At 63.7% G+C, this 15872-nt stretch carries 14 protein-coding genes; 7 read left to right on the plus strand and 7 right to left on the minus strand.

Annotated elements, in window-relative coordinates:
* Positions 1-7: 7 nt before the first annotated feature.
* Positions 8-550 (minus strand): MarR family winged helix-turn-helix transcriptional regulator, encoded by a 543-nt coding sequence (locus ACSF9G_RS15855; protein WP_436643064.1) that lies wholly within the window; start codon positions 548-550, stop codon positions 8-10.
* A gap of 184 nt (positions 551-734) precedes the next feature.
* On the opposite strand from ACSF9G_RS15855, the gene ACSF9G_RS15860 reads away from it, so the two are divergent.
* Positions 735-2513 carry a thiamine pyrophosphate-binding protein gene (locus ACSF9G_RS15860; RefSeq protein WP_436643065.1) on the plus strand — a complete coding sequence of 593 codons (1779 nt, stop codon included), beginning with the start codon at positions 735-737 and terminating at the stop codon, positions 2511-2513.
* Positions 2514-2540: 27 nt separating this feature from the next.
* On the opposite strand, the gene ACSF9G_RS15865 is transcribed toward ACSF9G_RS15860, so the two are convergent.
* Genes ACSF9G_RS15865 through ACSF9G_RS15875 form a run of 3 tightly spaced genes read right to left on the minus strand, consistent with a single transcriptional unit; the run spans position 2541 to position 5568 of the window.
* Positions 2541-3464, minus strand: coding sequence for a fumarylacetoacetate hydrolase family protein (locus ACSF9G_RS15865; RefSeq protein ID WP_436643066.1), 924 nt, complete (start codon positions 3462-3464; stop codon positions 2541-2543).
* A gap of 5 nt (positions 3465-3469) precedes the next feature.
* Positions 3470-4156: a TetR family transcriptional regulator gene (locus tag ACSF9G_RS15870; protein ID WP_436643067.1), complete on the minus strand. Its 687-nt coding sequence runs from the start codon at positions 4154-4156 to the stop codon at positions 3470-3472.
* Positions 4153-5568, minus strand: coding sequence for an amidohydrolase family protein (locus ACSF9G_RS15875; protein WP_436643069.1), 1416 nt, complete (start codon positions 5566-5568; stop codon positions 4153-4155). Before ACSF9G_RS15875 ends, ACSF9G_RS15870 begins: the two co-directional genes overlap by 4 nt.
* A gap of 147 nt (positions 5569-5715) precedes the next feature.
* Here ACSF9G_RS15875 and ACSF9G_RS15880 point away from each other — a divergent pair, with 147 nt between their 5' ends.
* From ACSF9G_RS15880 to ACSF9G_RS15905, 6 genes are all read left to right on the plus strand, one after another.
* Positions 5716-6720 carry a TRAP transporter substrate-binding protein gene (locus ACSF9G_RS15880; protein WP_436643070.1) on the plus strand — a complete coding sequence of 335 codons (1005 nt, stop codon included), beginning with the start codon at positions 5716-5718 and terminating at the stop codon, positions 6718-6720.
* A gap of 31 nt (positions 6721-6751) precedes the next feature.
* The gene (locus ACSF9G_RS15885; protein ID WP_261617551.1) at positions 6752-7273 is read left to right on the plus strand and encodes a TRAP transporter small permease; all 522 of its coding nucleotides are present in this window, start codon (positions 6752-6754) and stop codon (positions 7271-7273) included.
* On the plus strand, positions 7273-8562 hold the full coding sequence (locus ACSF9G_RS15890; protein WP_436643269.1) for a TRAP transporter large permease: 1290 nt from the start codon (positions 7273-7275) through the stop codon (positions 8560-8562). Before ACSF9G_RS15885 ends, ACSF9G_RS15890 begins: the two co-directional genes overlap by 1 nt.
* 17 nt (positions 8563-8579) lie before the next feature.
* Positions 8580-9392, plus strand: coding sequence for an acetoacetate decarboxylase family protein (locus tag ACSF9G_RS15895; protein WP_436643071.1), 813 nt, complete (start codon positions 8580-8582; stop codon positions 9390-9392).
* 38 nt (positions 9393-9430) lie between these two features.
* Complete coding sequence (locus tag ACSF9G_RS15900) at positions 9431-9967, plus strand: cupin domain-containing protein (RefSeq protein WP_436643072.1); 537 nt, start codon at positions 9431-9433, stop codon at positions 9965-9967.
* Positions 9968-10030: 63 nt separating this feature from the next.
* Positions 10031-11179, plus strand: coding sequence for a uroporphyrinogen decarboxylase/cobalamine-independent methonine synthase family protein (locus tag ACSF9G_RS15905; RefSeq protein WP_436643073.1), 1149 nt, complete (start codon positions 10031-10033; stop codon positions 11177-11179).
* Between the two features lie 289 nt (positions 11180-11468).
* Here ACSF9G_RS15905 and ACSF9G_RS15910 read toward each other — a convergent pair whose 3' ends face one another.
* Genes ACSF9G_RS15910 through ACSF9G_RS15920 form a run of 3 tightly spaced genes read right to left on the minus strand, consistent with a single transcriptional unit; the run spans position 11469 to position 15872 of the window.
* Entirely contained in the window at positions 11469-13019 is a 1551-nt protein-coding gene (locus ACSF9G_RS15910; RefSeq protein ID WP_436643074.1) for a hydantoinase B/oxoprolinase family protein, read from the minus strand.
* A gap of 1 nt (position 13020) precedes the next feature.
* Entirely contained in the window at positions 13021-15093 is a 2073-nt protein-coding gene (locus ACSF9G_RS15915) for a hydantoinase/oxoprolinase family protein (RefSeq protein ID WP_436643075.1), read from the minus strand.
* The gene (locus ACSF9G_RS15920; protein ID WP_436643076.1) at positions 15090-15872 is read right to left on the minus strand and encodes an IclR family transcriptional regulator; all 783 of its coding nucleotides are present in this window, start codon (positions 15870-15872) and stop codon (positions 15090-15092) included. Before ACSF9G_RS15920 ends, ACSF9G_RS15915 begins: the two co-directional genes overlap by 4 nt.

The raw sequence follows: 15872 nt of genomic DNA on the forward strand, positions 1-15872 counted from the left end.
TGCCGGACTATACCGCGGCGTTGCGTGTCGGCGGAACTTTCAGACCAAGAGCCTCGGCCTCGGCCTCGTCGTCGGCCAGATTGTTCAGGATCTGAACCAGCATATCGCGGAGCTGATCCTGCTTCTTCACGGACAGTCCACGCAACGCGGCATCATTCGCTTCTACCGCCAGAGGTTCCAGCGTTGACTGCAGGTCGCGGCCCTTTTTGGTAAGATATACGTGGTACTTTCGCTTGTTACCGCCCTGGGTGCGGCGAACTATGATGCCCATTTTCTCGAGCTTGGACAGCGCGGTGTGGACGGTCGGTTCGGTGAGGTTGGCGAGTTCGCTGAGCTCGCGCTGAGTTAGTCCTTCCTGCTTCCAGAGTATGCGCAGGAAAACCCACTGGCCGAAGGAAACACCTTGGTCGGCGAGACGGCGACTAAGGGAGCGGCTAAAGCCCCTCGCACAACGCCGTACGAGATGTGCGATGCGTTCGTCCTTGTAGGCCGGTAGACGGCCCGCCCTTCGGTCCGGAGATGCGCTCGCGTTGCTTTTCTTCTGATTCATTCAATACGTCCCCGCCGCCCCATTCGCATGTCCGCAGGGCCTTAAGATAACTAGCCGCCATTCCATTTGCTACACGCCATGGTTGTTGTTTGGTGTGGCTTCGTGCCTGCATGCCAGAACAACGAAAGGCTTGACGAATACTTAGATATCGAATTTATCCGGAGTGTTGCGATAAGGTCGGATAATGAGCGTTTCCCGCGACGATATCGAAGTGCCCGTGCCTCACGCCGACGGGGAGTTGTGGGGAAGCGATCTTCTCGCTGACATGCTTCGCGCACTCGGTTATCGCTACATTGCGCTGAACCCTGGTTCCAGCTTCCGCGGGCTTCACGACAGCTTGGTGAATCGCCTCGGGAATACAAACCCGAAGATACTTCTCTGCCTGCACGAAGAGCACGCGGTTTCCATCGCACACGGTTGGGCGAAGGTGACCGGAGAGCCGATGGCCGTTGTGCTCCACGCAAATGTCGGACTGATGCACGGCTCCATGGCGATATACAACGCGTGGTGTGACCGCGTTCCGATGATGGTATTTGGTGCGACCGGCCCGGTCGACGCGCAGAAGCGCCGTCCTTGGATCGACTGGATCCACACCTCGCGTGATCAGGCTGCCATGGTGCGGCCTTATGTAAAGTGGGATGATCAGCCGGCCAGCCTCAAGGCGTCCCTTGCCTCGATGGTGCGCGCTGACTCGATCACGCGGACGGCGCCGCAGGCCCCGACCTACGTCTGTTTCGACGTATCCATACAAGAAGATAAACTGTCGGTTCCCCAGCAACACCCTGATCCGGCATTGTACCGTGCGCCCGAAGCGCCAGCCCCGACAGAGGCCCAATTGACCGAACTCGAGGCACTGCTCAAGGCGGCAACGTCTCCTGTTTTCATGATGGGGCGCGTTTCCCGCTCAGAGGATGACTGGGACGCCCGTGTTGCGTTGGCCGAACGGTTCGGCGCGAAGGTGGTGACCGATATCAAGACGGCCGCGGCCTTTCCCACGGATCACCCGCTTCACGTCGGACCGCAATCCTTCTTCCTTGCGGATAAGCCCGCGAGCGCAATTGCGGCGGCTGACTTGATCATTGCCTTCGATTGGGTCGACCCGGCTGGCGCTTTGCGCCAAGCCGGCGCCGAGGGTGCGCTTGTCAACGTTACTCTCGATCACCAGCTTGCCAATGGCTGGAGCCTTGATCACATGGCCCAGCCGGCCGCGAGGCTCCACATCGCGGCGCTGCCGGACACCGTTATCGGCGGTCTCGTCATGCGCCTTGGACTCGACGTCCCCAGGCAGCCGACGCCGGCGCCTCGAAACGCGGATGCGCCGCCCCCGCGCACCGGTAGTCTTTCGATGGACAATTTCGCCGCCACTCTCGCCCAAAGCCTGGCCAGCGAGCCCGTCACCCTCGTGCGCCTTCCGCTCGGCTGGGATGGCGGCAGTTGGCATTTCCGGCATCCGCTCGACTACCTCGGGTACGATGGCGGTGCGGGCATCGGATCGGGGCCGGGCATGCTCATAGGCGCCGCATTGGCGCTCGAAGAAAAAGGCAGGGTACCCGTGGCCGTGCTCGGCGACGGGGATGTCATGATGGGCGTGTCCGCCTTTTGGACTGCGGCGCGCTACAGGATTCCCCTCATCGCGATCGTCTGCAACAACCGCTCATATTTCAATGACGAGGTCCATCAGGAGAGGGTGGCCGTTACCCGGTCTCGCCCTGTCGAGAACAGGGCGATAGGGCAAGCCCTATCGGGCCCGGACATCGAATTTGCCGCGATAGCGAGAGCGCAGGGCCTAGAAGCGATCGGGCCTGTGGAAACGGACTTGGATCTTGCTGCCGCACTAAAAGAGGCACTTCTCAAGTTTCGAAACGGATTGCCGGTTCTTATAAATGCACGCGTTGATCCCGAGTATGCAGAAGCCATGGCGAAGGGAATGACCGAGACAGGTGGTCAGAAACACGAAAGCTGATCTGTCCGGTCGATTCGATCTATCGTTCTACGCCATGCGCCCTATTCGGTTCCGGAGCAGCCCGAGGCCTTCGATCTCGAGTTCGACAACGTCGCCGGCCGATAGAAATCGTCCATGCTCCAGGCCGCATCCGTTTCCAACCGTCCCCGACCCGATCACTTCGCCCGGGTGAAGTGTTTCGTTCTTTGACACGTGCTCGACGATCCGCGCGAAGTCGTGCTGCATCTCGTCCGAGCGACCGCGCGACCAGACCTCGCCGTTGACGCGCGCGGTCATCTCCAGTCCGTCGGCCGGATCGACTTCGTCCGGCGTGACGAGCCAGGGGCCCAGCGCATTCGCCGTGTCGAAATCCTTGCCCTTGGCGGGGCCGAGGCCCGCCTGAATTTCGGAGAACTGGAAGTCGCGCGCCGAGAAATCGTTGAAGATCATGTAGCCGGCGATGTGCTTCTTCGCGTCGGCTCTAGAGATGTCGCGCCCGCCGGTCCCGATAACGGCAGCGATCTCCAGTTCGTAGTCCAGCCGCGTTTCGCCCTTCGGCCAGCGTATCTCGTCCTCCGGTCCCGAAACGGCAAAGCGGTTGCACTTGTAGTAGATCGGCTGCTCGTACCAGACGGACGGCACGGCGATCTCGTCCGGCGAGACCCGTTCCGGGGCCAAGCCGAAGATATACCGGTTGGCGCGGGCCTGCCGGAGGTGCTTCTCGAACACCAGCGCATCGCGCATCTGGGCCGGCCGCGGCAGCGGCGCCAGAAGCCGGACGTCTGACAGAACAACGAGATCCGTCTCCCGCTCACCGGCGGCGCGTGCCGCCTCCAGCGCTTTAGGGCCCGCCTCGAGCAGGGCGCGCATCGAGCGAAACGCGGGCCGGCTGTCGTCCAGCGCCACGATGCCCTCGTGCCGAACAACGCCGATGCGGATCGTATCATCCGCCTGGAAGGTCACTAGTTTCATAGGGGTCAGTCCGCAGTTGGGCCGAAAGCCGTGGTGGCGAAGTTGACGAGCTCCGAGCGAAGGGTCTCCGTGTCGTCGACCGAGCTCTGTCCTTCGGACAGCCGTTCGATCCGACCTCCGGCGCCCCGATCGCTCATCGTGAGGATCACTGCGCCGGCCATCATGTGATACCGCCAATGCACCTCCCGAACTTCGAGATACGGTGCGGCAAGGCACAGGACGGATATGAACCGCTTGGCAAGCGGATCGAGTTCCTCCTGAACGACTGCCTGGGTCCAGTGTGTCGGCGACAGCCTGTGCTTGAGCACCAGCTGAGCCAGCAATGTCCCGTTGCGCGGCGCATCGGCGCTGACATAGGCGTCGACGAAGACCTCGATGATATCGCGGATCGGCGGCGGGCCTCCAGCGATGCGGGCGTTTTCCAGAATGCGGTCCAGACCGGCGAAACGCCGCTCCGCGCTCTCTCGGGCGACGTGACGAAAGACCTCGACGGACAGATTGTCCTTGCCGCCAAAGTAGTAGTTCACCGCCGCGACGTTCGCGCCGGCTCTTTCGGAGATTGCGCGGGTCGTAACGCGGTCTATCCCGTTTTCGGCAAACAGGGCGGCAGCCGAGTCGAGCACGCGGGCCCGGGTAACGTCGTCGCCCTTGTCGGCGCCCGTGCGGTTCGACCTCTGCGTGTTGTCGATCATGTTCTTTGTCCGACCTGCTTCACCGCACTGCTGACCACGTTCGCATATGCGGCCGCGGTCTTCGCCGCCACATCGCGCGCCTGTTCCACGTCGGCCGCGATCTCCCCGAAGCTGTCGTTCAGGCGCTCTTTCAAGGCGTCGAGATCGGCATGAACGAGCCGTCCGTTCTCTTTCACGATCTTGCCTTCGACGAGAACCGTCGACACATCGCCAGGCCGCGATTGCAGCATAAGCATCGAGACGGGATCGGTCATCGGCGTCATGTTCGTGCCGCGGGTATCGAACAGCGCGATATCGGCGATTGCACCGACGCTCAGGCGCCCCACGTCGCAGCCCAGCTTCAGCGCGTCCGCACCGAACTCCGTTCCAAATCGCAAGGCGTCGCGAACGCTCAGGCTCACCTCGTCGGGGACGCTCCCGCGATCGAGAACTTCCTGGTTGTCGATGGCCCGGGCCGTCTGCAGCGCGATGCGCAGTTGGGTCAGCATGTCGCCGCTGTTCTGCGAGACGATATCGACACCGATACTGGGCGCGCCGCCGGCCTTCAGCAGGCGGTTGGTCACCGGAAATCCCATGCCCATCTGCATTTCCGTTTCCGGCGTGATCGACAATCCGCCCCCGCTCTCCACCACTCGCGCGATCTCGCGTTCGTCGCACATGTTCGCGTGCACATGAAGCATATCGGGGCCGAGCAGGCCGTGACGGTCGAGATCGGCGATGCCGTGCGGGGAGCCGAACGTTCCCACATGCAATGTGATCAGGGCATCGTGCTTCCGCGCGACCTTGATCTCGCTGGCCGTCTGATCCGGCTCGACAAGTCCGAATTCCGTCAGGGCCAGCCCGAACGTCAGGCGGGGTCCGGCGACGGCATCGAAACGGCGGACGACTTCCTCGGCATGAGCCAGCCGTCCCGCGTGGTCGGTGAAAGCCCTCGCGCGCGTCGGGACATCGTAGAAGCCGTAACAGAACACGCCGCGTATCCCGGCATCGGTCAGGCCCTGGATCGCGGCTTCCGTATGCTCGGGGCTGTTCATGATGTGGGAGTAGTCGCAGACCGTCGTGACGCCGGTGTCGAGCGCCTCCAAAGCGCCGACGAGATTGGCCAGATACACGTGGTCCGGCGTATAGGCCGTGGCGTAGCCGACCCTGATTTCCCTGACATAGTCGGTGAGCGACCAGTCCGCCGCCACGCCACGAATGGCCGTCTGCCAGACATGGCGGTGGGTGTCGATCATGCCGGCGGTGGCGATGGCGCCCTTGCCGTCGATGACGCGCGCGCCTGCAACGGCGATCTCCGGTTCAATCGCCGCAATACGACCGCCGACAATCAGGATGTCGCTGGTGGTCGGCCGCAGGTTCGGCGCCGCATCCGGCGTCGCGACGTAGGCGGACTTTATAAGAAGTTTGTCCAATCGATCCGTCCTTCCAAGGCGTCGGGGAAGCCTTCTAGGGTCTCGTATCCGATGGGTCAAGCAGTTGTTTGAAACATCCATTTGACATTCCCCGGCAGCCGGTATAGCGGATTGGGAAATTGCACGATGGGACAAGGGAGAGACGCCATGCTGAAACCCGCATTTGCAATCGGAACCGCGGCCGCACTCTGGGCGAGCGCAGTCGGCGCCCAGGAAACGATCGATCTGAAGTTCGCCGTTTTCACGCCGGAGCAGGAGATCACCTACCAGGAAGCCATGAAGCCCTGGGCCGAGGCGGTCATGGAGGCCACCGACGGCAAGGTGAACATCCAGTTGTTTCCAGGCGGGACTCTGGGACGGGACGGCTCCAAGCAGATCAAGATGCTGAAGGACGGCGTCGCCGACATCGCTTTCATCATTCCGGCCTATAATCCGGGCCTGTTTCCCGACAACGCCGTGATCGAACTGCCGGACACCTCGGCAAATGCGACCGAAGGGTCGGTTGCCTTCTGGCGCCTGTTCGAGGGCGGGAATCTGCGCGGCTACGAGGACTTCGAGGTCCTGGGAATGTTCACGACCGCGCCGTACTCGATCCACGGTACGTTCCCGATCGAGACCATGGCCGACCTGAAGGGCAAGAAGATCCGCATCGCCGGCAAGCTGGAGCAGCAGTGCGTCGAAGCCATCGGCGCGGTGCCGGTCGGCATGCCGATCTCGAAGATCCCGGAAAGCCTTAGCCGCGGCGTGATCGACGCAACGCCGATGCACTATGCGGCGCTGCACGCCTTCGGTGTCGCGGGCGCCACGGATCACCACTATCACAACGTGCTCGGATCGCTTCCCTTCGGCTTCATCATGACGCGCGAGGCGTTCGATGCGCTGCCCGAAGATGTCCAGGCGGTGATGCGCGAGAAGGGCGGCGAGGCGCTCGCCCGCATCTTCGGCGCGGCGATGGATGCGGAAAACGCCAAACTGGTCCAGCAGACCATCGACGATCCCGACCAGACCGTTGTCGAGCCGTCCGAGCAGGACAGGAAGGACTGGGCGGAAGCCGTGTCGACCTGCGTCAACGCGTGGACGGCCGAACATGACAAGGGTGAGGAACTCCATCAGGCGCTGATCGAGCAACTCGAAGCCATCCGCGCCGAGTAACCTGACGGCTCCTCCTACGAGACCGAGGCGGATGAATCTCGACCGCATACAAGACGCGAACGTCCGCCTCACCCGGGGCATCGCCCTCATCGGTCTGATCGGACTGCTGATCGTTGCCACCGCGACACTTGTCGACGTGTTGTCGCGGTGGCTGCTCAACGCACCGATCGCAGGGGTCTACGACCTTTCGACACTCTTCATCTCGGTGACGATGGCTGCCTGCTTTCCGGCGGCACTGGCGAGCCGGCAGAATATCCAGGTGACGTTCCTGGCCGAACTTCTTCCAGCCAAGGTCGAACAGGTTCTCGACGTCGTTGCCGGCATTGTCACGCTCGCCTTCTTCGCGCTTCTCGCCTGGCAGCTCGCCGTCTATTGCGGTGAGCTGCTCGAGAGCGGTGAGACCTCGTTCATTCTGGAAGTGCCGATTGCGCCTTGGTGGATCGTCGTCACGGCGCTGTTCTTCCTCTGCATCCCGGTGCAGATCCTGGTGGTCTTCGTCGATGTCGCCCGTCTGTTCCGCCACAGCCCGGCCGTGAAGAAAGGTGCGGCGTGATGGATCCCATTACCATCGCCCTGATCGGCATCGGCTGCATGTTCATGATGATCGTGGCGAAGGTCCCGATTGGGATCGCCATGGCGATGACCGGCTTTCTCGGTTACGCCTTCTATGACGGGGTGAAGCCGGCGCTCAGCATCCTCGTCTCCGAGCCCGTCGGCATCATTCAGAACTTCGAGTTCGCGGTAATCCCGCTGTTCCTGTTGATGGGCAGTTTCGCCACCACGGGTGGCCTGTCGGCGGAGATCTACCGGCTCGCCTACGCGTTCATCGGGCATCGGCGCGGTGGCCTGGCCATGGCGACGATGGGCGGCTGCGCCCTGTTCGGCGCCGTGTGCGGCTCGTCGCCGGCAACCGCGGCCACCTTCGGGCGCGTCGCCCTTCCGCAGATGCTCCAGCGCGGCTACGCGCCGTCTTTCGCCGCCGGATGTATCGCCGCGGGCGGAACGCTCGGTGCGCTCGTGCCGCCATCCATCATCATGATCATTTACGCGGTTCTGGCGCGCGTTCCGATCCTCGACGTCTTCATGGCCGCAGTCATCCCGGCCATCCTCGCAGTCCTGCTGCACGGGCTGACGATTGCCCTCTACACCCGCTACAACCCCGATGCCGGTCCGGCCGGGGAGAGGACGAGCTGGCGCGAGCGGCTGATCGTGCTGCGCGACAGCTGGGCGGTCATCGTTCTGCTGTCAGCGGTTATCGGTGGCATTTACGGCGGCGTCTTCACCGTCAACGAAGCGGCCGCCGTCGGCGCGATGTTTGCGTTCCTGCTTGCCTTGTTCCGCCGGCGTCTGACCTGGACCACCTTTCTGGGCGCGCTCGGCGAGACGGCAGCCAACACGGCCGTGATCTATCTGATCATCTTCGGTGCCTCGATCTTCTCCTACTTCTTCACGATCACCGGTGCGCCGGCCGCGATCGTGACAGCAATCGGCGCGCTGGATGTGCCGCCGCTGGTGATCATTTTCGCGCTCCTGCTGATGTATCTCGCGCTCGGCGCCGTGTTCGAGACGGTGTCGGCGATGCTGATCACCCTTCCTTTCGTCCTGCCGCTTGTCACGGCGCTGGGCTACGACCCGATCTGGTGGGCGATCGTCAACATCGTGGTCATCGAACTGGGCATGATCACGCCGCCGATCGGCCTGAACGTGTTCGTGATCAAGGGCGTAGCGGACAACCTGTCGCTCGGCACGATCTTCAGGGGCGTATCGGTCTTCGTCGCCTCCGACATCGTCCGGCTGATTATCCTGACGCTGTTCCCCATCCTTTCACTGGCGCTCCTTTGATAGATCGGGCAGACGGAATGACCCAAGGCACGATCTTTCGCATGCCGTATGGCTTCGGGCCCATGCCCGGCCCGCGGCAGGGCCCCGACGGGAAGCCGCATGACTGGACGACGGGACCGCGAAGCTACACCGCGAGCGTCCGGTTCCTGTCGATGCGAGACGCGCTCGAGCCGCTTCTGCCGCCGGGCTTCTATCTGGACGGCGATCCCGAGGTCGAGGTCCGCTATACCGAACTGACCGAACTCGCGTGGCTTGCCGGACGCGGCTATCGCTTGCTCGGCGTCTATCTGAAGGCGGGCTACAGGGGGCAGCGGGACACCGCGCGTGGGCAGTTCCTGTCGGTTCTGTGGGAGAATCTCGCCGATCCGATTCTGAGCGGCCGTGAGGAGCTCGGGTATGCGAAGCTTCCCGCAGAGATCTCGGCGCCGCGTCGCGTCGGCCGGACCGCCGAGGTCACGGCGTCCTGGATGGGATTTCCCTTCTTCCGCATGAGCCTCGAGGGGATCGAGGACGCCGCGCAAGCGCCGGCCGCGCCGGCGCCGAGCGACGGGGTGCTCCATTACAAGTACATTCCTCGGACAGGCGCCTTGGACGAGGCAGACTGCGCCTATGCCTGCCTTTCGCCCAATGTCGCGACGCATCGCCGCGTTGTTGCCACGCAGACGGCGACCGCGACGTTCGCTTTTGTCAGGGCCACCTGGGAGCAGATGCCGACCCAGTTCCACATCGTGTCCAGACTGGCTGAGCTTCCGATCCTCGATACCTTGCCCGCCCGGATCGAAACGGCGATCGGGGCATCCGACCTCGGCAATCTGCGGAGGCTCGAGTGACTACGTGCGTTGAACGAAACAGAGAGGAGAATCGCGAAATGCTAATTCCGGTCCGGCGGATCATCACGGAAACAACCGCTGAAGGTCGGTCGAGAATACTCTCGGATGGCCCAAGCCCGCATGCCGTCGAGACCGCGCCCCACAGGGGCCTGTCGAACCTGTGGGTCACGTCGTCGCCGACACCCGATCTTTCCGTCGAGGATGGCGCCGACCAGCCTGTCGTACTCGCGCCGTCCGGCGGCGGAAACATATTCCGGTTCTTCCAGCTTCCGCCGGCCGGCAGTCTCGACAATGATGCGGAAGGCCAGGCCGCGGCGCACGACGTCTTCGAGGCCATGGGTGCCGGATCGGCGCGGATCGCCAATGCACGCCATCCCAGCATGCACAAGACGGATTCACTCGATTACATCATCCTCCTCAAGGGTCGGGTGAAGCTCGTGCTCGATGAAGACGAGACCATCCTCGAGCCGTTCGACGTCGTCATTCAGCGCCAGACGAACCACGCCTGGGAGAACCTGTCCCCCGAACCCGCCTTGCTGATGGCGGTCCTTCTGGATGCGCCCGCTGAGGCGTGATCCGGTTGGAGCCTGCGTGACGTGGCAGGCGCGCGAATCCAGAAGTCAAAGAAGGAGTGGTTGATGGCCAACATCCGATTCCGGACCACGCACGTGGGATCCTTGCCGCGCGGCGAGACGCTCGCCGGCATGCTGATTGCCCGTGAGGCGGGTGAAAAGGTGGATGCCTCTGCGTTCGACACGCTGGTGGACGAGCGCGTCGAAGAGACGTTGACCAGACAGATCGAGGCGGGCGTCGACTGGGTCAATGACGGTGAGCAGGGGCGTGCTGGCTTTCAGACCTATGTCGCCGACCGGATGACGGGCTTCGGCGGGGAGTCCCGCCGTGAGGCGCCCCTCGACTACGAGCGGTTTCCGACCTACGCCGCCATGGCGCGCCGCGGAATGGGCAATGTCGCGAAGGTTCGCGATGCGCCGATGGCGATCGGCGAGGTCGCCTACGAAAGTACCGCCGAGATCGAACAGGAATGCGCGCGCCTTGTGCGCCATCTGGCGAGCCACGATCTGAAGCCGGGCGACGCCTTCCTGACTGCGCCGTCGCCTGGCATCGTGGCGACGACCCTCCAGAATGCGCACTACAACAGCCACGACGATTATCTCGACGCGCTCGCAGGCGAGCTTCGCAAGGAGTACGGGGCAATCCTCGACGCGGGCTTCGCCCTCCAGATCGATGCGCCGGATATCGCGATGGAACGGTGCACGTTCTTCAAGTCGCTTGATACCCCGGATTTCCTGGCGGCCGTCGAACGCCATCTCGAAGCCTTGAATGCGGCGATCGAAGGCTTTCCGCCCGAGCGGATTCGCCTGCATTGCTGTTGGGGCAACTGGGCCGGTCCCCACGTCCACGATATTCCGCTTCGAGACGTGATCGGGATGTTCTACCGGGCCAACGTCGGCGCTTTCAGCATTCCGTTCGCCAACCCGCGCCATCAGCACGAGTACGAAGTCTTCCGGGAGTTTCCTTTTCCGAAGGACGCATTGCTGCTTCCGGGAATTGTCGACACGACCTGCAACTACATCGAACACCCGGAAGTCGTCGCACGCCGGGTCGTGGAAGCTGTCGACGCCATCGGCGATGCCGAACGCGTGGTTCCAAGCACGGACTGCGGATTTGGAACCTTCGCGGGCTACGAATTCGTCGCCGAGGAACTGGTCTGGGAAAAGCTCTCTGCCCTCAGAGAGGGGGCCGATATCGCCGCGAAACGGTTGTAGGCGTCCCGGGCACGAAGTCCTGGATAACGCCACAAGCGCGGTGGGCTCGTTGCCCCAGTTCAGTGATCTCGCCGTCACATCGTGACCGCACCCCTGATGGCCGAGCGGCCGTGGCACGAAATGGCCGCGATTGGGTCCACGTGCCACGGTTCTCTCGCGAACCACGTGACCTTGAAGCGAATGCGTGCCCGTCGATCGTGTCGCCAGCGGGGCAGGGCGGTATTGTCACGCAAACACGGGGCGCGTCGTATTGATCGGTGCGATAGCCCCGTGGCGTATACCCGACTGGCTACCCGGCTTGGCCATAGCCTCCGCCGCCCGGGGTGATCATGAGCACCTCGTCCTCCGGCTGCATCTCGATCTTGCGCGCCTCCGACACTGCCTTGCCGTTGATCTCGAAATGACCGGGCGTTCCCGATCCCCCGCCGAACAGGCCTTCCGGGCCTTCCGTCAGACGGGAGGGAATAGCGTTTAGAAGCCACGGTGATCCCGTGCGCATGCGATAGCCGATGCGTTGGCCGTCGCCGCCGCGATATTTGCCCGGGCCGCCCGAGCCGAGTTCCAGCTCCTTGCAGGTGAACTCGATCGGGAAGGCGGCTTCCAGCACCTCGGTCGGCACCGCCGCGACGCCGGTCGGGTAGCAGATCGCCGACAGGCCGTCCTTGGTCGCGCGCGCACCCATCCCGCCGGAATAGTTGAACATCGAGCTGGTGAACGGCTGCCCGGCGCGATCGCGACCCTGTATCTGAATCGTCCAGACGGCACCTGAGCCTTCCGCGACCACGTTCTTCGGCGTGACATTGGCGAGCGCCTTCAGGATCGGAAAGGGCACGTACATGCCGACGACGTGCCGGGCATTCACAGGCACCGGATACTTGGCATTGACGATGCACTCGTCCGGCGCCGTCACACGAATAGGTGACAGGCTGCCGTAGTTGTTCGGCAGCTCCGGATTGAGCGTGGAGCGCACCGCGAAGGTTGCGTAGGCGTGGGTGTAGGCTGGCACGACATTGATCCCGATCGGGCTCGGTCCCGACGATCCGGCGAAGTCGATGGTGATGTCGCCGGCCTCCGCGTCGATGGTCACGGCCGTACGCAGCGTGATGATCTCGCCGCTGGGTACGTCGAAGCGACTTTCGCCGGTATAGGTGCCGGAGGGCAGCTTCGAGATCGCCTCCCGGGTCGCCGTCTCCGAGCGGGTGATGATCTCGTCGGCCAGGTCCTCGATGTCGGCAAGGCCGTAGCGGTCGCACATCGTGTTGAGGCGCTCGGCGGCGATATTGCCGCTCGCGACTTGCGCGCCGAGATCGCCGAACAGGGCATCCGGCGTTCGTACGTTCTGGCGCATGACCGCGTGTAGGGTCTCGTTCGGCTTGCCGGCCTCGTAGAGCTTGAGGACCGGGATCCAGAGGCCTTCCTCGTGGATGTCGCGGGCGCCCGAGCCGACGCCGTAGCCGCCGATGTCGGTATGGTGGATCGTGGAGCCGCAGTAGCCAATGATCTCGCCCGATCGGAAGATCGGCGTAAGCACCGTGATGTCGAAGAAGTGTCCTGCCGACATCCAGGGATCGTTGGTGATCAGTACGTCGCCGGGTTTGAGCGTCTCCGGCGGTATCGCCTTCAGGAGGTTTCGCGCCGCCGCGCCCAGAGAATTGATATGGCCAGGGGTCCCGGTCACGGCCTGGGCAACCATACGGGCGCGCTTGTCGAATAGGGCGTTGGCAAGATCGCCTGCCTCGCGCACGACCGGTGAGAAGGCGACGCGCTGCAGAGCGCGCGCCTGCTCCGACACGATGCTGATCACGTTGGACCAGAGTATCTCCAGTTCTATGCCGTCCATCTCAGGCTTCCTTCCTGCGGGCGATCAGGCTTCCGTTCTTGTGCAGGACGACACTCCAGCCCGGCAGAACGAAGGCCGTCGTTTCGCGTTCCTCGATGATCACGGGGCCGGCGATCGTTTGGCCGATCGTGATGGCCGAACGGTCGTAGACGGGAACGTCGACGGGTGCATCGGCAAGATGCACGGAACGCGTTCGCTTCGGCGTGGCCGGCTCGGTCGCGAAGGCGATTGCCGCCTCGCGCGCCGGCGGCTTGCCCTGTGCGACGACACGCCAGCTTACCACTTCCACGGACATGTCGGAGAGCTTGAGGCCATAGACCTTCTCGTAGGCGGTCTCGAAGGTCTCACGAAGCTTCGCGGGGTCCGCGATCTTGCGCGGATCGTCCTCGAACTGGACGGTGATCTCCGACTGCTGGCCGACATAGCGCATGTCTGCTGCAAAGCCGAAGCGCGCCTGCGCAACGTCGAGACCGGCCTCGAGCAGCGCTGATCTGCCTTCCTCGATCATGGTGTCGAGGGTTGCGCCGAGGGCGCTCCAGTCGATGTCCCCGAGCCGGGCAAGCGCGCTGCGCACGAGGTCGATCTTGGCCGGTGTCACCAAAGTGCCGAAGGCCGACAGGACGCTAGCGAGCGGCGGGTAGATCACCATGCTGGCATCCACCAGTTCCGCGACTTTGCAGGCATGTACCGGGCCGGCGCCTCCGAAAGCGAGCATGGGCAGGCCGCGATAATCGACGCCGCGGTCGGTGGCATGCGCGCGCGCGGCCGCGGCCATCTGTTCGCAGACGACCTCGAAAACGCCGAGCGCCGCCTTTTCCGCCGAGACGCCGAGCTTGTCGCCCAGCGCCGCGAGCGCTGCCCGCGCGCCGTCGGCGTCGAGCTTCATGTCGCCGCCGAGGAAGTTGTCGGGATCGAGGATCCCGAGCACCACGTCGGCGTCCGTGATGCAGGGTTGGGTGCCGCCACGCCCGTAACAAACGGGACCGGGGTCCGAGCCGGCGCTGTCCGGCCCTGTTTTCAGAAGCCCGAGCGCATCTACGCGCGCGATCGAGCCACCGCCCGCGCCGATCTCGATCATGTCGATCGAGGGGACGGTGATCGGCATGCCGCTGCCCGGCTTGTACCGGTATCGGCGATCGACCTCGAACTCGCCCGTAACGAGCGGTTCGTAGTCGAGGATGAGGCAGGCCTTGGCGGTGGTGCCGCCCATGTCGAAAGAGATCAGGTTCGGGATATCGAAACGCCGGGCGAAGTAGCTCGCCACCAGCGCTCCCGCGGCGGGACCGGACTCGATCATCCGAACCGGATTGCGGCCGGCCGTTGGCGCACCCACCACGCCGCCGCTCGACAGCATGATCAGCGGCAACTGCGAAAAGCCGCGGTTCGAAAGTTCCTCGGTCAGCGCATTGAGATAGGGCCGCGTGATCGGCTGGGTGAACGCGTTGATCGCCGTCGTCGAGCTGCGCAGGTATTCGCGCATCTGCGGGGCGATATCGCTCGACAGTGAAACGAAGAGATCCGGCAGTTCCCCGGCGAGTACGCGGCCGACGACCTGCTCGTTTTCCGGGTTCTTGTAGGAATTCAGGAGGCATACGGCGACGGATTGGACGCCCTTCGCCTTCAGCTCCTTCGAGATGGCGCGAACCGCGTCCTCATCGATTGCCGCACCGATCCCGCCGTCGGCATAGGTGCGCTCGGCGAGCGGAAAGGTCAGCTCGCGCGTGATCAGCGGATCGGCGAACTCGATCTGCGGATCATACATGTCATAGCGGTGCTCGTTGCGGATGTAGAGCACATCCCGGAACCCTTCGGTGACGATCAGGGCCGTCGGGGGGCCTTTGCGTTCGATCAGCGCGTTGGTGACGACCGTGGTCGCATGGACGATGACGTCGTCGACGTCGCCGGGCTGGATCCCCGCGCGGTTCAGCACGAGATCGACACCGCGGAAGAACCCTTCCAGAAGGTTGTTATGGGTCGTGAGCGTCTTGTCGACGAAACTCGCTCCGTCGTGGGAAACGAGGACGACGTCCGTAAAGGTTCCGCCGATATCGACTGCGAGCGCGTGGCGCGTCATACAGGGTACTCCGTGCAACCTAGATTCTCGGATATGCGTCGCGCCGCCTGCATGACCGACGCGAGAAGTGCTTCGGGTGGCCGGGCGGGAACGTGCTGCAGGGAGCCGGCCACCGTGATCGTCGCGATCAGTTCGCGATTGGCGCCGAAGATCGGCGCCGCCAGCGCATTGACGCCGACGAGCGTCTGTTCCGGCGCCGTCGCCCAGCCACGCTCGCGGGCTTCTGCGACTTCGGCTTCCAGCGTCGCCAGGTCGGTGTTGGTGTGTGGCGTCCACTGTGTCATCGGCTTGTCGCGTACCGCCTGCCAGAGGCTCGCCGACCCGAAGGCGAGGGCGACGCGTCCCTGAGCCGAGGAATGAAATTCGAGCAACGCGCCGGGACGGGTCACGATCTGAACCGGGGAGTGCGCACGCACGATATCGAGAACCCGCACACCGTCGTTCTCGATGCTCGACAGGGTGACTGTCTGTTGCGTTTCCTTCCGCAGCTGCACCATGGCGGCGCGGGCCTCGGTCAGAAGCTGCGTGGAGTCGGCGACCGCCTGGCCGATATGGAACAAGCGCAGCGTCAACCGATACTTCTCGGTGGAACTGTCCTGCGACACGTAGCCGAGCGTCTTGAGCGTCCGCAGGTAGCGGAAAGTGCGGGTTTTCGGAATGCACAGTGCCTTGGCCAGTTCGGTAACGCCGATCGGTTCACCGATCGCGGCCATCTTTTCGATGACCTCGAAGGCATGCTTCAGCGACTGGATGCCGGCCGACGTGTTCTCCCCTGCCAT

The sequence above is a fragment of the Microbaculum mangrovi genome, assembly GCF_051390635.1.
In the GTDB taxonomy this organism is placed as follows: domain Bacteria; phylum Pseudomonadota; class Alphaproteobacteria; order Rhizobiales; family Tepidamorphaceae; genus Microbaculum.